The following is a 21,230-nucleotide window of genomic DNA, read 5'->3' on the forward strand; positions in this document are numbered from 1 at the left end:
CTCAGCCGCCCACCCGCCAATCCCTGTACGCCCAGGAGTCTGTCCGTGATCTCCGCCTCCGGAATCGAGCTGCGCGCCGGCGCCCGTGTCCTCGTCGAGAACGCCACCTTCCGCGTCGCCAAGGGCGACCGCATCGGCCTCGTCGGCCGCAACGGCGCCGGCAAGACCACTCTCACCAAGTGCCTGGCCGGCGAGGGCATCCCGGCCGCCGGCACCATCACCCGCTCCGGCGAGGTCGGCTACCTCCCGCAGGACCCCCGCACCGGCGACCTGGACGTGCTCGCCCGCGACCGCGTCCTGTCCGCCCGCGGCCTCGACGTACTGATCCGCAAGATGCGCGAGAACGAGCAGCGCATCGCCAACGGCACGGGCGCCACCCGCGAGAAGGCGCTCAGGCAGTACGAGCGCCAGGAGACCGAGTTCCTCACCAAGGGCGGGTACGCCGCCGAGGCCGAGGCCGCCACCATCGCCGCCGCGCTGAACCTGCCCGACCGGGTGCTCGGCCAGCCGCTGCACACCCTCTCCGGCGGTCAGCGCCGCCGTATCGAGCTGGCCCGGATCCTGTTCTCCGACGCGGACACCCTGCTGCTGGACGAGCCGACCAACCACCTCGACGCCGACTCGATCGTGTGGCTGCGGGACTACCTGAAGACCTACCGCGGCGGCTTCATCGTGATCTCCCACGACGTCGACCTGGTCGAGACGGTCGTCAACAAGGTGTTCTACCTGGACGCCAACCGCTCCGTGATCGACATCTACAACATGGGCTGGAAGCTCTACCAGCAGCAGCGCGAGGCCGACGAGAAGCGCCGCAAGCGGGAGCGGGCCAACGCCGAGAAGAAGGCCGCCGCGCTCAACGCCCAGGCCGACAAGATGCGCGCCAAGGCCACCAAGACGGTCGCCGCGCAGAACATGGCCCGCCGCGCCGAGAAGCTGCTCTCCGGACTGGAAGAGGTCCGGATGTCCGACAAGGTCGCCAAGCTCCGCTTCCCGGAGCCCGCGCCCTGCGGCCGGACCCCGCTGACCGCCGAGGGCCTGTCGAAGTCGTACGGCTCGCTGGAGATCTTCACCGACGTCGACCTGGCCATCGACAAGGGCTCCCGGGTCGTCATCCTCGGACTCAACGGCGCCGGCAAGACCACCCTGCTGCGGCTGCTCGCGGGCGTGGAGCGGCCGGACACCGGCCAGGTCGTCCCCGGCCACGGCCTCAAGCTCGGCTACTACGCCCAGGAGCACGAGACCCTGGACCCGGACCGCACGGTCCTGGAGAACATGCGCTCGGCCGCCCCGGACATGGACCTGGTCGAGGTCCGCAAGGTGCTCGGCTCGTTCCTGTTCTCCGGCGACGACGTCGACAAGCCCGCCGGTGTCCTCTCCGGCGGCGAGAAGACCCGTCTGGCGCTCGCGACCCTGGTGGTCTCCTCCGCCAACGTGCTGCTGCTGGACGAGCCGACCAACAACCTCGACCCGGCCAGCCGCGAGGAGATCCTCGGCGCGCTGCGCACCTACAAGGGCGCGGTCGTCCTGGTCACCCACGACGAGGGCGCCGTGGAGGCGCTCCAGCCGGAGCGGATCATCCTGCTGCCCGACGGCATCGAGGACCTGTGGGGCGCCGACTACGCGGATCTCGTCGCCCTGGCGTGATCGAAAGTCTGATCCACTGAGTATGGATCATTCGGCCGAGCCGTGATCCGTCATCTGTGTGAGATCTCCTCATATCAGGGTGTGTCGTACACCGATTTCGCGGCCGATTCCTTGTCCAGCAAGGGGTCGGCCGTGGCGCGTCTCTGACCTGGTACTTCGCGAATCCACCCGTTCGGCCGTGTCGCCACCACCGCTTGGAATCCGGCCTTCCGCTTGTGGGGATCCGCTCCTGTCGTCACAACGATGTCTCACGGACCTTGCCGAATGGGTGGCCATCACGCCCCGGAGGGGTGATCATGAGGAGACCAGAGCGCACTTCCCATGAGGAGGCACGGGTGGCCGAGACTCTGAAGAAGGGCAGCCGGGTGACCGGCGCCGCGCGCGACAAGCTCGCGGCAGACCTGAAGAAGAAGTACGACTCCGGTGCGAGCATCCGGGCGCTGGCCGAGGAGACCGGCCGCTCGTATGGCTTCGTACACCGGATGCTCAGCGAGTCGGGCGTCACGCTGCGTGGGCGTGGCGGAGCGACCCGGGGCAAGAAGGCCGCATCGTCCTGACTCCGGGCGGCCCACCGGCTTCGATGGTGGCCACCCGGTCGTCCAACCGACCGGCCGGGTGGTTACTGTGCAGTCACTTAGCTCCGCTTCGCTGACCGCACCCATCGGAGGCGCCCCATGGCCACGCCCGCCCAGGACCTCGCACCTGTACTCGACAAGGACGGCGTACGGCTCACCGTCGACGACGCGCTCGCCACGGTGACGCTGACCAACCCGGCCAAGCGCAATGCGCAGAGCCCCGCCCTGTGGCGGGCACTCATCGAGGCCGGTCGGCTGCTGCCGGGCTCCGTCCGCGTCGTGGTGCTGCGCGGCGAGGGCAAGTCCTTCTCCGCCGGGCTGGACCGGCAGATGTTCACCCCGGAGGGGATCCCGGGCGAGCCGAACTTCATCGATCTCGCGCGCCGTGACGACGCCGAGATCGACGCGACCATCGCCGAATACCAGGAGGCGTTCACCTGGTGGCGGCGCAACGACATCGTCTCCGTCGCCGCCGTTCAAGGACATGCCATCGGTGCCGGGTTCCAGCTGGCGCTCGCCTGCGACCTGCGGGTCGTCGCGGACGACGTGCAGTTCGCCATGCGCGAGACCAGCCTCGGCCTCGTCCCCGACCTGACCGGCACGCACCCGCTGGTCGGTCTGGTCGGGTATGCCCGCGCGCTGGAGATCTGCGCCACCGGCCGCTTCGTCGACGCGCGGGAGTCCGTCGCGTCGGGACTCGCGAACCTCGCGGTGCCGGCGGCGGAACTCGACGCCGCGGCGCGGGACCTGGCGGCGGCGCTGCTGGCGGCCCCGCGGGACGCGGTCGTGGAGACCAAGGCGCTGCTCAAGGGCGCGGTGGACCGCACGTACGACGAGCAGCGCGCGGCCGAACGCGCCGCCCAGGCCCGGCGGCTGCGGGACCTCGCCGGGCTCGGCGAGTAATCACACGGAGATCACGCGGGCCCCGCCGGGGCCTGCTCATCGACCGCCGTCACCAGCACCGCCACCGTCGGCCGGTCCGCCAGCGCGTCCCGGACCGCGGCGCGGACCCGCCGGGCCACGTCGGCGGTCCGGTGGGCCGCGGTGGCGGCCAGGTCCACGCGCACATGGCGGTGCGTGAGGGTGGCCGTACCGCCCGCGCGGGTCTCGACGCGCAGGCCGGTCAGCCGGGCGACGCCCGGCACGGACCGGGCCGCCGCGGCGGCGGGGTCCCCGGCCGGGGGCGTCACCTCCTGGGCGGGCGGCGGCTGCGGGGGCGGTGCCTGCCGCGCCGCTCCGGCCGTCTCCAGCAGGTCGGTGACGCGCAGGTCCACCTCCGTCACCGCGAGGCCGAGGCGCTCGTCCGCCGCCGTGGCGAGCGCGCGCCGCAGCCGCGCCGCGGCCGCCTGCAGCGGCTCGGCGAAGGCCGCCGCGAAGTCCGCCGTCAGCCGCAGGGCGCCCGGCGGCAGCGCGCTCGGCGGGGCCGGTACGGCGGGCTCGGCAACCGTCGCCGGATGGGCGAGGCCGATCCGCAGCGCGCCCAGCCGCACCCCGGGCACCTCGTCCGCCGCGCGGCGCAGCACCGCCACGGCCGCGGCCTCCGCGATCCACGCTCCGTCACCCGGTCCGCCCAGCGGCAGCAGCCTGCCGAGCCCCACGTGGTGCCGTACGACCTGGGTCCATCCGTCCGCCGTCATTCCTCCAGCCTGCCGCATTCCCGGCGCGCGGTCGCGCAACCTTGCTTACGGTGGTCGCAGGACGACGACCGAAAGGGACGTACGGCTATGACCGACATGACGACGAGCCCGGAAGGCGGCGGCGAGCCGCAGGTGTCGCCCCGTAAGGCAGTCCGGCGCGGCGGCGGCGATGCGGCCACCCGCGGCCGGACCACCATCGCGGACGGCGTGGTGGAGAAGATCGCCGGGATGGCGGCACGGGACGTACTCGGCGTGCATGCGATGGGCGGCGGTTTCTCCCGCACCCTCGGCGCGATGCGCGAACGGGTGCCCGGCGGCTCCAAATCGGTGACCCGCGGGGTGAAGGCGGAGGTCGGCGAGGTGCAGACCGCGCTGGACCTGGAGATCGTGGTGGACTACGGCGTCTCCATCAGCGATGTGGCCGGCGCGGTGCGGGAGAACGTGATCGCCGCCGTGGAACGCATGACCGGCCTGGAGGTCGTCGAGGTCAACATCGCGGTCGGCGACGTCCATCTGCCCGAGGAGGAGGACGAGGAAGAGCCGGAACCCCGGATCCACTGACCGTGCGTGCCCCGGCACCCGGGCCCCGTACACCTGACGAACTGAGGAGCGCTGCATGAGCATGGCCGTGGTCGGCATGATCGCCGGGATGGCGCTGGGCTTTGCCGGGTACTTCGGCGGGTTCGGCGCGTTCCTGCTGGTGGCGGCCCTGGGGGCCGTCGGGTTCGTGGTCGGCCGGTTCGCGGACGGGGACCTGGACGCGGGCGACTTCTTCCGCGCCCGCGACGAGCGACGCGTCCGGCGGCGGTGACCGGCGTGAGCACCGGGACCGGCACGACGGAGCAGCCGCAGAGCCGGGTGCCGCCGGCCGAGCGGGGCGCCACCCGGGTGGCCGACCGGGTCGTGGAGAAGATCGCCGCGCAGGCCGCCCGAGAGGCGGTGGGCCCACCGCCCGCCGACGGCGACGCGCCGCACGCGACGGTCGCGGTCCGCCACGGCACGGCACGCGTCCACATCGAGCTGGACCTCGGCTACCCCTGCGACATCGGGGCCCGCTGCGCCGCCGTGCGCCGCCGGGTGACCGAGCGGGTGGGCGCGCTGGCGAACCTGACGGTGTCCGAGGTCGCCGTCTGGGTCGAGCGCCTGTATCCGTCGCCGAAGGGAGCGGAGAGGACACGATGAGCCAGGCAGGCGCCACCACGGCCCTCGACAAGACCACCGACACCCCGGTGTCCGCCGGCGGCAGCGGCCGCTTCTGGTCACCGCGCCGGGTCCCCGCGGGCATCGTCGCCGTCCTGCTGCTGGCCGGGGCGGGCCTGCTGCTCTACGACGTGGCCTCGGTGCGCGCCCACCGCCCCGCGATGAGCTGGCGCCGCGCACTGGCCCGGCAACTGGCCGAACGGCAGCTGGACGACACCTGGGTGCTGGCCGGCGCGGCCCTCGCCGCCGCCCTCGGCCTGTGGCTGATCGCCCTCGCGCTCACCCCGGGCCAGCGCTCCCTGCTGCCGATGCGCCGGCCGCACCCCGACGTCCGGGCGGCACTGCGGCGGGACGCGGCGGCCCAGGTGCTGCGCGACCGGGCCGTGGAGGTGTCCGGCGTCCAGGCCGTACGGGTACGGGTGCGCCGCCGCAAGGCCGACGTCCGCGCCGCCTCGCACTTCCGCGAGCTGGCCGACGTCCGGGCCGACCTGGACACCACCCTCACCGAGGCGATCCGGGGCCTCGGCCTGACCCACCCGCCCCGGCTCGCGCTGCGGGTCAACCGGGCCCCACGGAAGGGATGACGGCGATGCGCTCCGGCGGACTCAACCGCGCCCTGCTGGGCCTGATCGGCCTGCTCCTGCTCGCCCTCGGCGGCGCGGTCCTGGCCGTCGGCCTCGGCGCGCCGCCGCCCTCCTGGTGGATCCACGGCGGCCCGCACGACGTCCTGCTCACGCGCGCCGAGCGCACCCACTACCGCGGCGCCCGCTGGTGGTGGCCCGCCCTGATCGCGGCGCTGGCCGTCATCGTCGTGCTGGCCCTGTGGTGGCTGACCAGGCTCCCGCGCCGGCACCGCCTCGGCGAGCTGCGGGTGGACACCGGCGACGGCGGGGCCGCCCTGCTGCGGGCCGGGGCCCTGGAGACCGCCCTGGCCGAGGAGGGCGCCGCCGGGGACGGCGTGGCCCACGCCCGGATCCACCTGCACGGACGCCGGGCCCGGCCGCGGGCGCGTGCCGTGCTCCAGCTGACCCCGGACACCGACCCGTCGACGGCCCTGAGCGAGTTCACGGCCGGGCCGCTGGCCCGCGCCCGCGAGTCGGCGGGGCTGGCCGCCCTCCCCGCCGAGGTCCGCCTGCGGGCGGTCGGACACCGGGCGGAGAGGGTGAGCTGACGGGGGCCGACGGCTCAGAAGCCGTGCCGCATCCCTCCGTCCACCGGCACCATGAGCCCCGTCAGATAGGAGGCCGCCGGGGACAGCAGGAAGGCGGCCACCTTGCCGAACTCCTCCGGGGTGCCGTAGCGGCGCAGCGGGATGCGGGACTCGTTGGCGGCGCGGGTGGCCTCCGGATCCGCGGACAGGGCGTCCAGCTCGCGGACGCGGTCGGTGTCGATGCGGGCCGGCAGCAGGCCGAGCACGCGGATGCCGCGGGGGCCGAGTTCGTCCGCGAGGGACTTGGCGAAGCCCGCGAGGCCCGGACGCAAGCCGTTGGAGACGGTCAGCCCGGGGATGGGCTCGTGCACCGAACCGGAGAGCACGAAGCCGATGACGCCGCCCTCGTCCAGCTCGGCCGCCGCCGCGCGGGCGAGCCGCACCGCGCCGAGGAAGACGGACTCGAACGCGGCACGCCACTGCTCGTCGGTGTTGTCGGCGACGAAGCCGGGCGGCGGGCCGCCCACGCTCACCAGCACCCCGTGAAAGCCGCCGAAGTGCTCGCGGGCGGCCGAGATCAGCCGGTCGGGGGCCTGCGCATCCGCGTTGTCCATGGCCACGCCCACCGCGTTCGGGCCCAGTTCGGCGGCGGCGTCGGCGGCCCGCTGCTCGTCGCGGCCGGTGATCACCACCTTCGCGCCGTCCGCGACGAGCTGCCGCGCGGCGGCGTTGCCCAGTCCGCGGGTGGCTCCGGTGACGATGTACACCCGGTCCTTCAGTCCAAGATCCATGCCCCCTATCCTGCCTCGTCCGCCCCGAACAGCGTGAGGGCGGAGTTCACCAGGCCGAGATGGCTGAAGGCCTGCGGGAAGTTGCCGAGCTGGCGGCCGTCGACGGGGTCGTACTCCTCGGCCAGCAGCCCCACGTCGTTGCACACCCCCACCAGCCGCTCGAACAGCTCGCGGGCCTCCTCCGGGCGCCCGGTCATGTGCAGCGCGTCCGCCAGCCAGAACGAGCAGGCCAGGAAGGCGCCCTCACCGCCGGGCAGCCCGTCGACCGGCGATCCGCCGTCGTCCCCGGAGTCGTAGCGGCGCAGGAAACCGCCGTGGCCGAGGCCGGCGCGGACGGCGTCGACCGTGCCGGCCACCCGCGGGTCGTCCGGCGGCAGGAAGCCGACCCGCGGGATGAGCAGCAGGGCGGCGTCCAGCGCGCGCGAGCCGTAGTACTGCGTGAAGGTGTTGCGCTCGGGGTCGTACCCCTTCTCGCACACCTCCCGGTGCGCCTCCTCGCGCAGCCGCCGCCAGCCCTCCAGGTCGCCGTGCAGCTCCGGGTGCCGTTCGAGCGTCCTGACCGCCCGGTCGGCTGCCACCCACACCATCACCTTGGAGTGCACGAAGTGGCGCCGCCCGCCGCGCACCTCCCACAGGCTCTGGTCGGGCCGGCGCCACGCCGACTCCAGGAACTCCATCAGCGACCGCTGGATGGACCACATGTGCGGCCGGGTGGGCAGGCCCGCCCTGCGTGCCAGCGACAGCGAGTCCATCACCTCGCCGTAGACGTCGAGCTGGAGTTGTTCGACGGCGCCGTTGCCGATGCGCACCGGCGCGGAGCCGGCGAAGCCGGGCAGCCACGGCAGCTCGCTCTCCGGCAGCCGCCGCTCGCCCGCGACGCCGTACATGACCTGGAGGTCGGCCGGGTCGCCGGCGACCGCGCGCAGCAGCCAGTTGCGCCAGGCCTCGGCCTCCTCCTGGTAGCCCGCGGTGAGCAGCGCGCCGAGGGTGAGGGTGGAGTCGCGCAGCCAGCAGTACCGGTAGTCCCAGTTGCGCACCCCGCCCGGTTCCTCGGGCAGCGAGGTGGTGGCCGCGGCGATGATTCCGCCGGTCGGTGCGTAGGTGAGCGCCTTGAGGGTGATCAGGGAACGGACGACCGCGTCCCGGTAGGGGCCGTCGTAGCGGCACCGCCCGGCCCAGCTGCGCCAGTCGGTGACGCTGCTCTCCAGCGCCTCGTAGGGATCGACGAGCCGTGGGCGCGGCTCGTGGGAGGGGTGCCAGGTGAGCACGAACGCGACCCGCTCGCCCTCGTTGACGGTGAACTCGGAGTGGGTGCAGTAGTCCTCGCCCCAGGTGCGCACGGGCGGCTCGGAGCGCAGCCACACCGAGTCGGGTCCGGCCACCGCCACCCGGTGGCCGTCGGAGCGGCGCATCCACGGCGTGATCGAGCCGTAGTCGAAGCGCAGCCGCAGCGTGCCGCGGAGGGTCACCCGGCCGCTGACGCCCTCCACGATGCGGACGACGTCGGGGGCGTGCTCGCGCTGCGGCATCAGATCGGTGACGCGGACCGTGCCCTGCGCGGTCTCCCACTCGGTGTCGAGGACGAGGGTGTCGGGCCGGTAGGCCCGGCGGGTGCAGGTGCCCGCGCTCGCGGAGCCCCCCGGCGGTTCGGGGGCGATCCGCCAGTGGCCGTGGTTCTCGTCGCCGAGCAGCCGCGCGAAACAGGCTCCGGAGTCGAAACGGGGCAGGCACAGCCAGTCGATCGAGCCGTCCCTGCCGACCAGCGCCGCGGTCTGCTCGTCGCCGATCAGGGCGTAGTCCTCGATACGAGCGCTCACGGAATGCGGTTTCCCGGCCGCCCGAGGGGCCAATCAGGTGGTGCGCCCAGGGAGTGAAACCGGCGCGCGGCGGTCAGACCGCGGCCGGTTCGTTCTCCTTCGGCTGGGGCGCGGCCGCGGCCTCCTCCTGGTCCCGGATCTCCCGCCGGAGCAGGAACCACCAGCCGACCGGCACGGCCGCCGCGAACAGCCACCACTGGATCATGTACGCGTAGTTCAGCGGGGCGTCCTCGGTGCCGGGGTCGGAGATCTGCTCCGGGGAGCCCCCCTTGGACGCGGGCGCGGTCTGCTCCATGTAGCCGCCCAGCACCTGCGCGCCGAGCCGGCGCGCCTCCGCGGTGCTGTCGATCAGCATGACCATCCGGTCGGGCAGGCCCTTGATGTTCTTGATGCCGCTCGCCGCGGTGGTCTCGTCGGCCATCAGCCGCCCGCTGATGGTGGTGCGGCCGGCCGGCGGGGCGGGGATCTTCGGGAAGGCGGTCTGCGTGCCGTCGGCGGGCACCCAGCCGCGGTTGACCAGCAGCACCTTGCCGTCGGTCAGCACGAAGGGGGTGAGGACGTGGTAGCCGACGTCGCCGTCGGCGTTGGTCCGGCGCCGGACCACCTCGGTCTTGTCGGTGTCGAAGGTGCCGGTCGCGGTGACCGTGCGGTACTTCTCCGCGCGGGTCACGGCGTGCCCGGGGGAGGACAGCTGTTCGACGGGGACCGGCTTGGCGTGCAGCGCGGCGGAGACCAGGTTGTTGCGCGCGGTGCGCTCCTCGTAGCGGTGCTGCTGCCAGAAACCCAGCTTGATCATCGTCGGGATCAACGCGATCGCGACGATGGTGAGGATGACCCACTGGAGGGACAACAGGAAGCGGTAGCGATGCACCCCACGACGGTACATCCGGGCCGTGGGGTGCATTCAGGCGGGTACCGGGTCACCCCGGGTGTCGTACGGCCATCGGGTCACACCCGGTCGACGACGCCCGTGCGCCCCTCCGCGCGGGCGCAGTGCGCGCCGCAGAACCAGTGGCCGTCCACCTCCACGCCCTGCCCGATGATCTGCACCCGGCAGTGCTCGCAGATCGGGGCCATGCGGTGGATCGCGCAGGAGAAGCAGTCGAAGACGTGGACCGCGCCCTGGGCGTGGACCTCGAAGGTCATTCCGTAGTCATTGCCGCAAACTTCGCATCTCGCCATGCGCCACAGGGTGGGCCGCAGCGGGTGCGCGGGCGAGCCGGTGCCGGGTGAGTCGTGCGTCAACCACTCGTCCGGACGATCACCCGTCCGTGAGGCCGGTGCCTTCCGCTTCCGGGTCCGGTGTCACTCGTCCGCGGGCTCGACGTCCCTCAGCAGCTGCCCGAACGCGGCCTCGTCCACGATCGGGGTGCCGAACTGCCGCGCCTTCACCGTCTTGGAGGTGCCCGAGTCCGGGTCGTTGGTCACCAGCAGGCTGGTCAGCCGGGAGACGCTGGACGCCACGTGCAGTCCGCACTCGGTCGCCCGGTCCTCCAGCAGCTCCCGCTCGACCGAGGTGTCACCCGAGAACGCCACCCGCATGCCCTGTTTGAGGCGTTTGCCGTCTTCGTAGCGGCCCGGGTTGGGATAGGGGCATGCGGGCCTTTTGCGGGCGGGGCGCCAACTGCCGGGCCGGTAGCCGCCGTAGCCCCCGGCCGCCTGCCGGGGCACCGGCTGGTCCGACCACTCCGTCAGCGGGCGGCACTCCAGCAGCGGCAGCCGTACGCCGCCCGCCGCCGCGGCCAGCAGGCTGGGCCGGAACGCCTCCGCCAGCACCCGCGCGTCGTCCAGCGCGTGGTGCGCCCGCTGCTGCACCACGCCGAAGTGCGCCGCGAGGGACTCCAGCTTGTGGTTGGGCAGCGGCAGACCCAGCTCCTTCGAGAGCGCGATGGTGCACAGCCGCTGACGCACCGGCGCCCGGCGTTCGGCGCGCGCGTACTCGCGCGCGATCATCTGCCAGTCGAAGACGGCGTTGTGCGCGACGAGCACCCGGCCGTCCAGCCGGGCCGCGAACTCCTCGGCGATGTCCGCGAAGACGGGCGCGCCCTCCAGTACGTCGCTCGTCAGGCCGTGTATCCACACGGGCCCCGGATCGCGCTCCGGGTTGACCAGCGTGTACCAGTGGTCCTCGACCTCGCCGCGCGCGTCCAGCCGGTAGACGGCGGCGGAGATGATCCGGTCGTGCCGGGCCAGGCCGGTGGTCTCCACGTCAACGACCGCGTATCCCTGGGGATACGCGGCCGGCCACCGGGTGGGGGAGGACACTGCGGTCGCACGGTCTTCGAGCATGGTCACTGAGGATACGGGCCATGACTGACAATCCGGCCCCGCAGGGCCGCCCGGGTACCGCCCCCGGCGCCCGACCGGTCCGTGTACCTGCCGAATGTCCCTTTTTCGTGGGGCCTGTTGTCGCTCCCGAGGCGCTGGTGCGACACGGACGCCCCGGAGAGTGCGATGCTCGCTGCTGTGACGGAACCGACCCATGACGAGAGCCACGGCGGCGCGCTCGGCTCGCGGCTGAACTGGCTGCGCGCCGCCGTGCTCGGCGCGAACGACGGCATCGTCTCCACCGCGGGACTCGTCGTCGGCGTGGCCGGGGCGACCCAGAGCCGCTCCGCCCTGCTCACCGCCGGACTGGCCGGACTGCTCGCCGGATCGATGTCCATGGCGGCCGGCGAGTACGTCTCCGTCTCCACCCAGCGCGACTCCGAGCTGGCCGCGCTGGCCGTGGAGAGACGGGAGCTGCGCGAGCAGCCCGAGGCCGAACTGCGGGAGCTGACCGAGCTGCTCCAGGAGCGCGGCCTGTCCCGCGAGGTGGCCCGGGAGGCCGCCGAGCAGCTCACCGAGCGGGACGCGCTGCGGGCGCACGCCAGCGTGGAGCTGGGCATCAACCCCGACGAGCTGACCAACCCCTGGCACGCGGCCTGGGCGAGCTTCCTGGCCTTCACCGTGGGCGCCCTGCTCCCCCTGCTGGCCATCGTGCTGCCACCGGCCGGCTGGCGGCTGCCGGTGACCGTGGTCTCCGTGCTGGCCGCGCTGGTGCTGACCGGCTGGACCAGCGCCCGCCTCGGCGCCGCCGCCCCCCGGCGGGCGGTGGTGCGCAACGTGGTCGGCGGCGCGCTGGCGATGGCGGTCACCTACGCGGCGGGCAGCGCGCTGGGCGCGGTCGGCGTCTGACCGGCCGCCCCCCCCCGGTCTTACGCCCAGACGGGCCGCTGCGTGCCCCACGGCACCGGGGGACGGCCCCAAGTGGCCGGTCCGCCGGTGAAGTTCACCGCGGGCAGGGCGTACCGCAGCCGCCCGAGGGGGCTGTCCGCCTCGGCGAGCCAGGGGTCCGGCGTGTCGTACGGCGTGCCGTCCGTCCCCCGGTCCGGCTCGATCCCGTCCGTGAGCCAGAGCGCCGTGCGGGCCAGCGCGAGCCGCACCGAGCGGCTGCCGCCGTCGTACGACTGCTCGGTCAGCGCCCGCAGCACGGCCCCCGCCAGCAGATAGCCGGTGCCGTGGTCCAGGGCCTGCGCGGGCAGCGCGCCGGGCTGTTCGGGCGAGCCCTCGGTCGTCGCGATGCCCGTCGCCACCTGCACCAGACTGTCGAAGCCGCGCCGCCCGGCCCAGGGACCGTACGCGCCCCACGCCGACACCTGCGCCACCACCAGGCCGGGCCGCCGCTCCGCCAGGGCCTCGGGGGAGAGGCCGAAGCGGTCGAGCGCGCCGGGGCGGTAGCCGGTGACCACGACGTCCGCCGCGGCCAGCAGCTCCTCGAAGGCGTCCCGGTCGACGGCCAGGTCGAGGGTCGCGGACCGCTTGCCGAAGCCCGTGTCGGCGTGCTGGTCGGGGAGTTCGGGCAGCCAGGGCGCGTCCAGGCGCAGCACGTCGGCGCCCAGCAGGCCGAGGGTGCGGGTGGCGACCGGGCCCGCCAGGACCCGGGTCAGGTCCAGGACCCGCAGCCCGGCGGCGGGCAGCAGGGGAGCGGCCGCGGGGTCCAGGGGCGGGAGCACGCGCGCGGGAGCGCTGTCGAGCCGGACCCGCTCCACCAGGGGCCGGGCGGCGACCTCCGCGGCCTGCTCGGTCGCCCGCCACCGGCCGGGATCCCGCAGGGCCACCGCGAGGCCGCCGGCGTCGCTGACGGCCGCCTCGGTCTCCAGGGCGCGGCGGTCGGCGAGCCGGGCGGCCACGTCCTCGGGTGAGGCGTCCGGCGAGAGGGACAGCGCGTGGAGCAACCGGGCCCGGTGGTGCGGGTAGTTGGCGTGGGTGCGCACCCAGCCGTCGGCCGTGCGCCAGAACCGCGACAGCGGAGCGAAGGAGACCGGTGCCCGCCCGTCCACCCGGACCAGCCGCTCGCTGTGGAACGCGGCCGCCACCGCGCCGTCGTCCACCCGGACGCCGGGCACCTCGGCGCGCCCGGTCCGGTGGGTCCCCAGCTCGGCGGCGGCCAGGGCGCAGGCGCCGACGCACGCGCGCGCCAGCTTCCGTACCGGGAGCCGGGCCGGCAGTGCGCCGGGCCGCTCGACCGTGGTCACCCCGGAGACGAGGGCGGGATCGCCGCCCAGTGCAGTCCACGCGAACGCGATATCTGTCATGACTGCACTATGCATTATTGATTCAATCAATCTGCAGCGGGATGCCGTTGCCATGCGGGCGGGCGGCCGGGGTGTGCCGCCGTGGAGCGCGGCCCCGGCCCGCCCGCCCGCACCCGGGCGCTACCTGGTCACCGCGTCCAGCGCGTCGGCCATGCCGCGGCCGTAGAAGCCGTTGCGGTTCTTCGGGCCCTCGCAGACCGCGTCGACCTTGCCGTCACCGTTGATGTCGTACGGGTTCGTGCACGGCGTGGCGTCGGCCTCCGCGTACAGCAGGGCCTTGACCAGCGCGGGGGAGGCGTGCGGATGGGTTGACTTGATCAATGCGGCAACACCGGCCACGTGCGGGGTCGCCATGGAGGTGCCGGCCATGTAGCCCCACTTGCCGCCCGGCAGCGTGCCCAGGATGAGACCGCTGGCCGCCGGGGGCGCGGGCTGCTGGTACGCCGTCGAGTCACCGCCGGGCGCCGCGATGTCGACCACGCCGAGACCGTAGTTGGAGTACGACGACTTCAGCCCCTTGGCACCGGTCGCCGCGACGGTCACGACGCCCGGCAGCTCGGTCGGGATGTCGAAGCACCGGCGCTTGTCGACCACACGGGACGACGGGGTGCCGTCGTTCGGCGAGGCGGGGTCGGTGATCGAGCCGGCGGCCAGGTCGTACTTCTCGTTGCCCGCCGCCGCTATGTTGACCGCGCCCCGCTTCTCCGCGTACCGCGAGGCCCGTTCGACGGCGTCCACGAGCGCCTTCTGGTCCGGGTCGGTGACGCAGTTGAAGTACCAGGGGTCGGTGTAATAGCTGTTGTTGGTCACGTCCACGTGGTGCTCGGCGGCCCACACGAAGCCGCAGACCACGGACTCGGCGTAGAAGTACCCGTCGGGGTTGGCCACCTTGATGCCGGCCACCTTCACGCCCGGCGCCACGCCCGTCATGCCCACGCCGTTCTTCGCGGCCGCTATCTCGCCCGCGACGTGGGTGCCGTGCGGGCTCTCCGCGGCGCCGGGCCGCCAGGCGCCGTCGGCCGTGTCCGGCTTGCCCGAGACGCAGTTGACGGAGGCGGCCCGGTCGAAGTTGGGCGCGATGTCGGGGTGGGTGTCGTCCACACCGGTGTCGATGACCCCGACCGTGACATCAGGGCTGCCCAGGGTCTTCTCGTGCGCCTTGTCCGCCTTGATGGCCGGCAGGTCCCACTGGAGCGGCTCCAGCGGGTCCTCGTCCCCGGTCGCCGCCGCGCCCGCCGCGGCCATCTGAGCGCCGCTCAGCGCCTTGGGCGTGCCCAGGTCCATGGTGGAGGAGGCGGCGAGCGGGGCGGTGCGCGTGGCACCGGCCGAGTCCACCCCGGGCACCGCGCGCATCAGCCGGGCGAAGTCCGGGTCGGCGGAGTGCGCGACCAGGACGCCGATCCGGTCGTAACCGGCCACCAGGGTGCCGCCGTTGCGCGTGATCTCCCGGCGCACCGACTCCAGCGTACGGCGGTCCGTGCGGGTGTTGACCACGTACGACAGGTTGGGGCCGTCCGCCGCCTTCGCCTTCGCGGGTGCCGCCGCGACGGGTGCGGCCGTGGCGGCCGAGGGCAGGAAGCCGAGCGAGGCGGTCAGCGACAGCACGACCGGCACCGCGAGCGCGAGTCGGCGTCTGGGGCGCAGCTGGGCCATGGGTCCTCCACAACATCCGGATACGGAACGACGGAACCCGCCCGGGACACGATCGGTGCCCGGGCAGGTGCATGACGAGTGGCGTGCAGCCGGAACCTAACCCGTTCTCTCAGCGATCAGCAATGAGTTGGCAATGACTCAATCAGATCGGTTGCGGGCAAATTCAGGGGCACTTGGGTCGGCTCGCGCGTGGCGCCGTGGATCTGGGCGCGGCGCGCCAGCACCATCGAGCGGCCGGCCTGCACGCCCCACCTCATCCGCATCCGCGAGGAGACACCGTGGCCACCGAGACACCGCCCCCCGCGACACCGGGGACCCCCCGTCCCGCCACCGAGGAGTTCACCGAGGTCCAGCAGAGCGCGGACTTCCGCGAACTGCGCCGTGCGCACCGCTCGTTCGCCTTCCCGCTGACCGCCGCCTTCATCGCCTGGTACCTGCTGTACGTGCTGCTGTCCAACTACGCGGGCGAGTTCATGGCCACCAAGGTCGCCGGGAACGTCAACGTCGCCCTGGTCCTCGGCCTCGCCCAGTTCCTCACCACCTTCCTCATCGCCTGGTGGTACGCCCGCCACGCCGCCGCCCGGCTCGACCCGCGCGCGGCCGCCATCAAGTCCCGCATGGAGGACGCCGAATGAGCCCCGCGACCCACCCCGCGCTGCTGGCCGCCGGCGAGGCGAGCGAGCACCGCACGCTGATCGTCACCCTGTTCGCCGTGTTCGTCGTCGCCACCCTCGTCATCACCGTGTGGGCCGGCCGGCAGACCAGGGACGCCGCCGACTTCTACGCGGGCGGCCGGCAGTTCACCGGCTTCCAGAACGGCCTCGCCGTCTCCGGCGACTACATGTCCGCCGCGTCCTTCCTCGGCATCGCCGGCGCCATCGCCCTCTTCGGCTACGACGGCTTCCTCTACTCCATCGGCTTCCTGGTCGCCTGGCTCGTCGCCCTCCTCCTGGTCGCCGAGCCGCTGCGCAACTCCGGCCGCTACACCATGGGCGACGTGCTCGCCTACCGGATGCGCCAGCGCCCGGTCCGCACGGCCGCCGGCGCCTCCACCATCGTCGTGTCGATCTTCTACCTGCTCGCCCAGATGGCCGGCGCGGGCGTGCTCGTCTCCCTGCTGCTCGGCATCACCGGCGACCTGGGCAAGATCGGCGTCGTCGCCCTGGTCGGCGTCCTGATGATCTTCTACGTCACCATCGGCGGCATGAAGGGCACCACCTGGGTGCAGATGGTCAAGGCGGTGCTGCTGATGATCGGCGCCCTGCTGCTGACCTTCCTGGTGCTGCTGAAGTTCCACTTCGACGTCTCCGATCTGCTCGGCCGGGCCGCCGGCAACAGCGGCAAGGGCGGCGCGTTCCTGGAGCCCGGCCTGAAGTACGGCGCCACCGGCACCACCAAGCTGGACTTCCTCTCCCTCGGCCTCGCCCTGGTCCTGGGCACCGCGGGACTGCCGCACATCCTGATCCGCTTCTACACCGTGCCCACCGCCAAGGCCGCCCGGAAGTCGGTCATCTGGGCCATCGGCCTGATCGGCGTCTTCTACCTGATGACCCTCGCCCTCGGCTTCGGCGCCGCCGCGCTGATCAAGCCGGACGAGATCATCGCCTCCAACAAGGCGGGCAACACCGCGGCCCCGCTCCTCGCCCTGCACCTCGGCGGGGTCGACTCCGACGCGGGAGCCGTCCTGCTCGCCACCATCTCCGCCGTCGCCTTCGCCACCATCCTCGCCGTCGTCGCCGGCCTCACCCTCGCCTCGTCCTCCTCCTTCGCCCACGACATCTACGCCAACGTCATCAAGAAGGGGCAGGCCACCGAGCGGCAGGAACTGGGCGCGGCCCGCTGGGCGACCGTCGGCATCGGTGCCGTCTCCATCGTCCTCGGCGCCCTCGCCCGCGACCTCAACGTCGCCGGCCTGGTGGCCCTCGCCTTCGCCGTCGCCGCCTCCGCGAACCTCCCGACGATCCTCTACAGCCTGTTCTGGAAGCGGTTCACCACCTCGGGCGCCCTGTGGTCGATCTACGGCGGCCTGGTCACCGCCGTCGGCCTGGTGCTGTTCTCCCCGGTCGTCTCCGGCGGCCCCGCCTCGATGTTCCCCGGCGTCGACTTCCACTGGTTCCCGCTGGAGAACCCCGGGATCGTCTCCATCCCCGTCGGGTTCCTGCTGGGCGCCCTGGGCACCCTGTTCTCCAAGGAGGCGCCGGACTCCGCCAAGTACGCGGAACTGGAGGTGCGCTCCCTGACCGGCACCGGCGCGCACTGAGACTCGTACGACCGGCCGCGCCGTCAGGGCTGTACGGTCCTACGACGCGGCCGCGGGTCAACTCGTCGGATCGGGCCGGTGTCGATGTCGGTGGCGTCACGTAGGCTCGCAGATGACACGGAAAAACGCCGATGCCGAGGGAGGGGGCCCTGGTGCTCATCGACACGTACGGCCGCGTGGCCACCGACCTGCGGGTCTCGCTGACCGACCGGTGCAATCTGCGCTGCACCTACTGCATGCCCGAGGAGGGCCTGCAGTGGCTGGCCAAGCCCGATCTGCTCACGGACGACGAGATCGTGCGCCTGATCGACATAGCGGTACGCACGCTCGGTATCGAGGAGGTCCGCTTCACGGGCGGTGAGCCGCTGCTGCGCCCCGGTCTGGTGGGCATCGTCGAGCGCGTCGCGGCCCTCGACCCACGGCCCCGGACGTCCCTCACCACCAACGGCATCGGCCTGGGCCGTACCGCCGCCGCACTGAAGGCGGCCGGCCTGGACCGGGTCAACGTCTCCCTGGACACCCTGCGCCCCGAGGTCTTCAAGGCCCTCACCCGCCGCGACCGGCACAAGGACGTCCTCGAAGGACTGCGCGCCGCCCACCAGGCGGGACTCACCCCGGTCAAGGTCAACACCGTACTGATGCCGGGGCTGAACGAGGACGAGGCCCCCGACCTGCTGGCCTGGGCGATCGAGCACGACTACGAACTGCGGTTCATCGAGCAGATGCCCCTGGACGCCCAGCACGGCTGGAAGCGCGAGGGCATGGTCACCGCCGGCGACATCCTCGCCGCCCTGCGCACCCGCTTCCGGCTCACCCCCGAGGGCGCCGAGGAACGCGGCTCGGCACCGGCGGAGCGCTGGCTGGTGGACGGCGGACCGCACCGGGTCGGCGTGATCGCCTCGGTCACCCGGCCGTTCTGCGCGGCCTGCGACCGCACCCGGCTGACCGCCGACGGCCAGATACGCACCTGTCTGTTCGCCACCGAGGAGACCGACCTGCGCGGCGCCCTGCGCTCCGGCGCCCCCGACGAGGAGATCGCGCGCATCTGGCGGCTGGCGATGTGGGGCAAGAAGGCCGGCGCGGGACTGGACGACCCGTCCTTCATCCAGCCGGACCGCCCCATGTCGGCGATCGGCGGCTGACGGCCGGCCCCGGCCCGCCGCTGTGCCGCCCGGCGTTCAGTCGGCGTGCTCCCACTCGCTCAGCAGGACGACGTCCTTCAGGAACCCCCGTACACCGAGGAACTGCGACAGATGCTCGCGGTGCTCCTCGCACGCGAGCCACGTCTTGCGCCGCTCCGGCGTGTGGACCTTCGGGTTGTTCCAGGCCAGCACCCACACGGCGGCGGCACGGCAGCCCTTGGCGGAGCAGATGGGGGTCTCGTCACTCACGGATCTCTCGCGTCTCACGCAACGGAAAACTCAATGAACAGGGGCGCGGAAAAAGGACAACGGCGCGGAAAACAGGCGCGGAACGAGGCGACGCCGAGCAGCCACGGGGGGAGCTGCCCGGCGTCGGTCCGTCGCTCCGACGGGGGATGCGGAGCGCACTCGCAGTATGTCACGGCGGACCCGTCGCCCGGCACTGGAACTGCATGATTGATTCTGAGGTTTTTCTGAGCTTCGCCCGCCGTCGCCGACCGCTTCCCCCACGTCCACACAGGTCACGCGGGGCCGGACCGTTCGCCGCGCACCCCGGCCTTCGGGCCGTTCTGCCCGTCCCCGGCGTTCTCGTCCGCGTCGGGCGGCGCCCCGATCATCGGGCGCAGGGGCGCGGTGACGAACGTCGAGGGCAGTCCGGGCGGTCGCTCGCGGCCCGCGTTGGCGACCACCACGGCGATATAGGGCAGGATCGCCCCGGCCACCAACGCCACGATGGCCAACGGCCGTTCGACGTTCCACAGGGTGGCCGCGAGGATCACCGACACCGTGCGGATCGACATCGAGATGACGTACCTCCGCTGCCGGCCGCGCACATCCTCGGCGAGCCCGGTCCGGGCCCCGGTGATCCGGAACACCTGGCCGCCGTCGCCGTGCTGTTTCCGCATCACTTCCACCATCCGCCCGTCTCGGACTCTCCCGGTCCGCGCCCTCGTCCACGCCCGGCGAAGCAGGGGGGCGCCGGGACACGTCCAACGGTACGCCGCGCTCGCGCGGCCGACGAGACCGGGTCACCCCCCTGCCTGCGGCGATGATCCAGCCGGGCACGCGCGGGTGCCGACATGCGACCGGGCGGGGACCGGCCGACACTGGCGTAAAGCTCACTTCGACCGCGACGAGGAGGCAGCCATGGGCTGGTTGTGGGCGATCATCGTGGGACTCGTGCTGGGTGTGATCGCCAAGGCGATCATCCCGGGCAAGCAGCACAGCCCTCTCTGGCTGACCACCATCTGCGGCATCCTCGGCGCCGTCGCGGGCAACGCGATCGCCCGCGCCCTCCACGTCGCCGAGACCCGGGGCATCGACTGGAGCCGGCACATCTTCCAGCTCGTGGCCGCGATCATCATCGTGGCCGTGGTGGACTCCTTCTACGCGGCGACCCTGGGCAAGCGAAAGCGCCGCAGGATGGAGAGGGTCTGAGACCGCCCCGAGGGGCGGCGTCCCGGAGGGACGCGGGAAGCCGCGCGCACCGCGGCTCCCTCGCCCCGACGGAACTACTCTCCTGCGACGACCTCCACCGCCGCCAGGTTCCGCTTGCCGCGCCGCAGCACCAGCCACCGCCCGTCCAGCAGCTCGTCGGCCGACGGCACCGCGTCCTCGGCGGCGACCTTCACGTTGTTCACGTAGGCACCGCCCTCCTTCACCGTGCGCCGCGCCGCGGACTTGCTGGCGACGAGCCCCACCTCGGCGAAGAGGTCGACCACGGGAGCGAGCTCGGTGACCTGGATGTGCGGCACCTCGGACAGCGCCGCGGCCAGCGTCCGGCCGTCCAGCTCCGCCAGCTCGCCCTGCCCGAACAGCGCCTTGGACGCGGCGATTACCGCGGCCGTCTGCTCGGCGCCGTGCACCAGCGTGGTCAGCTCCTCGGCGAGCGCCCGCTGCGCCGCCCGGGCCTGCGGCCGCTCCTGCGTCTGCCGCTCCAGCTCCTCGATCTCCTCACGGGACCGGAAGCTGAAGATGCGCAGGAACTTCGCCACGTCCCGGTCGTCCGCGTTGACCCAGAACTGGTAGAACGCGTACGGCGTGGTCATCTCGGGGTCGAGCCAGATGGTGCCGGACTCGGTCTTGCCGAACTTGGTGCCGTCCGCCTTGGTGATCAGCGGGGTGCCCAGCGCGTGGACCACGGCGTCCGGCTCGACCCGGTGGATCAGATCGGTGCCCGAGGTCAGGTTGCCCCACTGGTCGCTGCCGCCGGTCTGCAGGGTGCAGCCGTAGCGCCGGTACAGCTCCAGGAAGTCCATGCCCTGGAGGATCTGGTAGCTGAACTCGGTGTAGCTGATGCCCGCGTCGGAGTTGAGCCGCCGCGAGACGGCCTCCTTCGCGATCATCTTGTTGACCCGGAAGTGCTTGCCGATGTCCCGCAGGAACTCGATGGCCGACAGGCCCTGGGTCCAGTCCAGGTTGTTGACCATCACCGCGGCGTTCGGGCCCTCGAAGTCCAGCAGCGGCTGGATCTGCCCGCGCAGCCGCTCCACCCACTGGGCGACGGTCTCCGGGGCGTTCAGCGTGCGCTCCGCGGTCGGCTTGGGGTCGCCGATCAGTCCGGTGGCACCTCCGACCAGGCCCAGCGGACGGTGACCCGCCTGCTGGATGCGGCGCATCGTCAGGATCTGCACGAGGTTGCCGAGGTGCAGACTGGGCGCGGTCGGGTCGAAGCCGCAATAGAACGTGACGGGACCGTCCGCGAACGCCTTGCGCAATGCGTCCTCGTCCGTGGAGAGGGCGATGAGCCCACGCCACTTCAGTTCGTCGACGATGTCCGTCACG

The 21,230-nt window shown here is 72.9% G+C and carries 24 protein-coding genes; 13 read left to right on the forward strand and 11 right to left on the reverse strand.

Translation table 11 applies throughout. The features are described 5' to 3' along the window. Positions 1-45: 45 nt before the first annotated feature. From HZZ00_RS08765 to HZZ00_RS08775, 3 genes are all read left to right on the forward strand, one after another. The gene (locus HZZ00_RS08765) at positions 46-1,644 is read left to right on the forward strand and encodes an ABC-F family ATP-binding cassette domain-containing protein (RefSeq protein WP_180331673.1); all 1,599 of its coding nucleotides are present in this window, start codon (positions 46-48) and stop codon (positions 1,642-1,644) included. 335 nt (positions 1,645-1,979) lie between these two features. Then, on the forward strand, positions 1,980-2,201 hold the full coding sequence (locus tag HZZ00_RS08770; RefSeq protein WP_004002281.1) for a helix-turn-helix domain-containing protein: 222 nt from the start codon (positions 1,980-1,982) through the stop codon (positions 2,199-2,201). Positions 2,202-2,318: 117 nt separating this feature from the next. After that, complete coding sequence (locus HZZ00_RS08775) at positions 2,319-3,122, forward strand: enoyl-CoA hydratase/isomerase family protein (protein WP_180331674.1); 804 nt, start codon at positions 2,319-2,321, stop codon at positions 3,120-3,122. An 11-nt stretch (positions 3,123-3,133) separates the two neighbouring features. Here HZZ00_RS08775 and HZZ00_RS08780 read toward each other — a convergent pair whose 3' ends face one another. Continuing rightward, positions 3,134-3,856 (reverse strand): nucleopolyhedrovirus P10 family protein, encoded by a 723-nt coding sequence (locus HZZ00_RS08780; protein WP_180331675.1) that lies wholly within the window; start codon positions 3,854-3,856, stop codon positions 3,134-3,136. A gap of 87 nt (positions 3,857-3,943) precedes the next feature. On the opposite strand from HZZ00_RS08780, the gene HZZ00_RS08785 reads away from it, so the two are divergent. From HZZ00_RS08785 to amaP, 5 genes are read left to right on the forward strand one after another with little or no spacing between them, the layout of a single operon-like run. Beyond that, positions 3,944-4,417, forward strand: coding sequence for an Asp23/Gls24 family envelope stress response protein (locus HZZ00_RS08785; protein ID WP_180331676.1), 474 nt, complete (start codon positions 3,944-3,946; stop codon positions 4,415-4,417). A 55-nt stretch (positions 4,418-4,472) separates the two neighbouring features. After that, on the forward strand, positions 4,473-4,667 hold the full coding sequence (locus HZZ00_RS08790; protein ID WP_180331677.1) for a hypothetical protein: 195 nt from the start codon (positions 4,473-4,475) through the stop codon (positions 4,665-4,667). Continuing rightward, complete coding sequence (locus tag HZZ00_RS08795) at positions 4,664-5,038, forward strand: Asp23/Gls24 family envelope stress response protein (protein WP_180331678.1); 375 nt, start codon at positions 4,664-4,666, stop codon at positions 5,036-5,038. Before HZZ00_RS08790 ends, HZZ00_RS08795 begins: the two co-directional genes overlap by 4 nt. Beyond that, positions 5,035-5,640 carry a DUF6286 domain-containing protein gene (locus HZZ00_RS08800; protein ID WP_257585719.1) on the forward strand — a complete coding sequence of 202 codons (606 nt, stop codon included), beginning with the start codon at positions 5,035-5,037 and terminating at the stop codon, positions 5,638-5,640. Before HZZ00_RS08795 ends, HZZ00_RS08800 begins: the two co-directional genes overlap by 4 nt. Before the next feature lie 5 nt (positions 5,641-5,645). Continuing rightward, positions 5,646-6,227: an alkaline shock response membrane anchor protein AmaP gene (amaP, locus tag HZZ00_RS08805; RefSeq protein ID WP_180331679.1), complete on the forward strand. Its 582-nt coding sequence runs from the start codon at positions 5,646-5,648 to the stop codon at positions 6,225-6,227. 14 nt (positions 6,228-6,241) lie between these two features. Here the strand turns inward: amaP and HZZ00_RS08810 are convergent, their stop codons facing one another. From HZZ00_RS08810 to HZZ00_RS08830, 5 genes are all read right to left on the reverse strand, one after another. Then, complete coding sequence (locus HZZ00_RS08810) at positions 6,242-6,997, reverse strand: SDR family oxidoreductase (RefSeq protein ID WP_180331680.1); 756 nt, start codon at positions 6,995-6,997, stop codon at positions 6,242-6,244. A 5-nt stretch (positions 6,998-7,002) separates the two neighbouring features. After that, positions 7,003-8,814: a glycoside hydrolase family 15 protein gene (locus HZZ00_RS08815; RefSeq protein WP_180331681.1), complete on the reverse strand. Its 1,812-nt coding sequence runs from the start codon at positions 8,812-8,814 to the stop codon at positions 7,003-7,005. Positions 8,815-8,887: 73 nt separating this feature from the next. Next, positions 8,888-9,700 carry an SURF1 family protein gene (locus HZZ00_RS08820; RefSeq protein WP_275657255.1) on the reverse strand — a complete coding sequence of 271 codons (813 nt, stop codon included), beginning with the start codon at positions 9,698-9,700 and terminating at the stop codon, positions 8,888-8,890. A gap of 62 nt (positions 9,701-9,762) precedes the next feature. Next, positions 9,763-9,996, reverse strand: coding sequence for a hypothetical protein (locus HZZ00_RS08825; protein WP_071828796.1), 234 nt, complete (start codon positions 9,994-9,996; stop codon positions 9,763-9,765). A 123-nt stretch (positions 9,997-10,119) separates the two neighbouring features. Next, the gene (locus tag HZZ00_RS08830; protein ID WP_180331682.1) at positions 10,120-11,103 is read right to left on the reverse strand and encodes a DEDDh family exonuclease; all 984 of its coding nucleotides are present in this window, start codon (positions 11,101-11,103) and stop codon (positions 10,120-10,122) included. Positions 11,104-11,280: 177 nt separating this feature from the next. Here HZZ00_RS08830 and HZZ00_RS08835 point away from each other — a divergent pair, with 177 nt between their 5' ends. After that, positions 11,281-11,991, forward strand: coding sequence for a VIT family protein (locus HZZ00_RS08835; protein WP_180331683.1), 711 nt, complete (start codon positions 11,281-11,283; stop codon positions 11,989-11,991). Between the two features lie 20 nt (positions 11,992-12,011). Here HZZ00_RS08835 and HZZ00_RS08840 read toward each other — a convergent pair whose 3' ends face one another. Both HZZ00_RS08840 and HZZ00_RS08845 read right to left on the reverse strand, forming a co-directional pair. After that, positions 12,012-13,391, reverse strand: a complete 1,380-nt coding sequence (locus tag HZZ00_RS08840; RefSeq protein ID WP_180331684.1) for a CoA transferase — start codon at positions 13,389-13,391, stop codon at positions 12,012-12,014. Positions 13,392-13,511: 120 nt separating this feature from the next. Continuing rightward, positions 13,512-15,044, reverse strand: a complete 1,533-nt coding sequence (locus tag HZZ00_RS08845) for a S8 family serine peptidase (RefSeq protein WP_180331685.1) — start codon at positions 15,042-15,044, stop codon at positions 13,512-13,514. A gap of 278 nt (positions 15,045-15,322) precedes the next feature. On the opposite strand from HZZ00_RS08845, the gene HZZ00_RS08850 reads away from it, so the two are divergent. The 3 genes from HZZ00_RS08850 to moaA all read left to right on the forward strand — a co-directional run bounded on the left by HZZ00_RS08850 (position 15,323) and on the right by moaA (position 18,446). Continuing rightward, positions 15,323-15,679: a DUF485 domain-containing protein gene (locus HZZ00_RS08850; protein ID WP_180331686.1), complete on the forward strand. Its 357-nt coding sequence runs from the start codon at positions 15,323-15,325 to the stop codon at positions 15,677-15,679. Further along, complete coding sequence (locus tag HZZ00_RS08855; RefSeq protein WP_180331687.1) at positions 15,676-17,304, forward strand: cation acetate symporter; 1,629 nt, start codon at positions 15,676-15,678, stop codon at positions 17,302-17,304. Before HZZ00_RS08850 ends, HZZ00_RS08855 begins: the two co-directional genes overlap by 4 nt. A 152-nt stretch (positions 17,305-17,456) precedes the next feature. Continuing rightward, positions 17,457-18,446 carry a GTP 3',8-cyclase MoaA gene (gene moaA, locus HZZ00_RS08860; RefSeq protein ID WP_180333434.1) on the forward strand — a complete coding sequence of 330 codons (990 nt, stop codon included), beginning with the start codon at positions 17,457-17,459 and terminating at the stop codon, positions 18,444-18,446. A gap of 36 nt (positions 18,447-18,482) precedes the next feature. On the opposite strand, the gene HZZ00_RS08865 is transcribed toward moaA, so the two are convergent. Further along, positions 18,483-18,695, reverse strand: a complete 213-nt coding sequence (locus HZZ00_RS08865; RefSeq protein WP_180331688.1) for a hypothetical protein — start codon at positions 18,693-18,695, stop codon at positions 18,483-18,485. 272 nt (positions 18,696-18,967) lie between these two features. After that, positions 18,968-19,351 carry a DUF3099 domain-containing protein gene (locus tag HZZ00_RS08870; protein ID WP_180331689.1) on the reverse strand — a complete coding sequence of 128 codons (384 nt, stop codon included), beginning with the start codon at positions 19,349-19,351 and terminating at the stop codon, positions 18,968-18,970. A gap of 241 nt (positions 19,352-19,592) precedes the next feature. Between HZZ00_RS08870 and HZZ00_RS08875 the strand changes: the two genes are divergently transcribed. Continuing rightward, positions 19,593-19,883, forward strand: a complete 291-nt coding sequence (locus HZZ00_RS08875; RefSeq protein WP_070025936.1) for a GlsB/YeaQ/YmgE family stress response membrane protein — start codon at positions 19,593-19,595, stop codon at positions 19,881-19,883. A gap of 74 nt (positions 19,884-19,957) precedes the next feature. Here the strand turns inward: HZZ00_RS08875 and tyrS are convergent, their stop codons facing one another. Further along, positions 19,958-21,229 (reverse strand): tyrosine--tRNA ligase, encoded by a 1,272-nt coding sequence (tyrS, locus tag HZZ00_RS08880; protein ID WP_180331690.1) that lies wholly within the window; start codon positions 21,227-21,229, stop codon positions 19,958-19,960. Position 21,230 lies beyond the last annotated feature (1 nt).

The organism is Streptomyces sp. NEAU-sy36 (assembly GCF_013423905.1).
GTDB classification, from domain to species: Bacteria; Actinomycetota; Actinomycetes; order Streptomycetales; family Streptomycetaceae; genus Streptomyces; species Streptomyces misionensis.

Bases quoted from the DNA above. Each gene is read 5' to 3' on its own strand.
- HZZ00_RS08800 (WP_257585719.1), top strand. From the start codon at position 5,035: ATGAGCCAGGCAGGCGCCACCACGGCCCTCGACAAGACCACCGACACC.
- HZZ00_RS08870 (WP_180331689.1), bottom strand. From the start codon at position 19,351: ATGCGGAAACAGCACGGCGACGGCGGCCAGGTGTTCCGGATCACCGGG.
- HZZ00_RS08855 (WP_180331687.1), top strand. From the start codon at position 15,676: ATGAGCCCCGCGACCCACCCCGCGCTGCTGGCCGCCGGCGAGGCGAGC.
- HZZ00_RS08840 (WP_180331684.1), bottom strand. From the start codon at position 13,391: ATGACAGATATCGCGTTCGCGTGGACTGCACTGGGCGGCGATCCCGCC.
- HZZ00_RS08820 (WP_275657255.1), bottom strand. From the start codon at position 9,700: ATGTACCGTCGTGGGGTGCATCGCTACCGCTTCCTGTTGTCCCTCCAG.
- amaP (WP_180331679.1), top strand. From the start codon at position 5,646: ATGCGCTCCGGCGGACTCAACCGCGCCCTGCTGGGCCTGATCGGCCTG.
- HZZ00_RS08830 (WP_180331682.1), bottom strand. From the start codon at position 11,103: ATGCTCGAAGACCGTGCGACCGCAGTGTCCTCCCCCACCCGGTGGCCG.
- HZZ00_RS08845 (WP_180331685.1), bottom strand. From the start codon at position 15,044: ATGGCCCAGCTGCGCCCCAGACGCCGACTCGCGCTCGCGGTGCCGGTC.
- HZZ00_RS08875 (WP_070025936.1), top strand. From the start codon at position 19,593: ATGGGCTGGTTGTGGGCGATCATCGTGGGACTCGTGCTGGGTGTGATC.
- HZZ00_RS08825 (WP_071828796.1), bottom strand. From the start codon at position 9,996: ATGGCGAGATGCGAAGTTTGCGGCAATGACTACGGAATGACCTTCGAG.
- HZZ00_RS08810 (WP_180331680.1), bottom strand. From the start codon at position 6,997: ATGGATCTTGGACTGAAGGACCGGGTGTACATCGTCACCGGAGCCACC.
- HZZ00_RS08775 (WP_180331674.1), top strand. From the start codon at position 2,319: ATGGCCACGCCCGCCCAGGACCTCGCACCTGTACTCGACAAGGACGGC.
- HZZ00_RS08790 (WP_180331677.1), top strand. From the start codon at position 4,473: ATGAGCATGGCCGTGGTCGGCATGATCGCCGGGATGGCGCTGGGCTTT.
- HZZ00_RS08780 (WP_180331675.1), bottom strand. From the start codon at position 3,856: ATGACGGCGGACGGATGGACCCAGGTCGTACGGCACCACGTGGGGCTC.
- HZZ00_RS08785 (WP_180331676.1), top strand. From the start codon at position 3,944: ATGACCGACATGACGACGAGCCCGGAAGGCGGCGGCGAGCCGCAGGTG.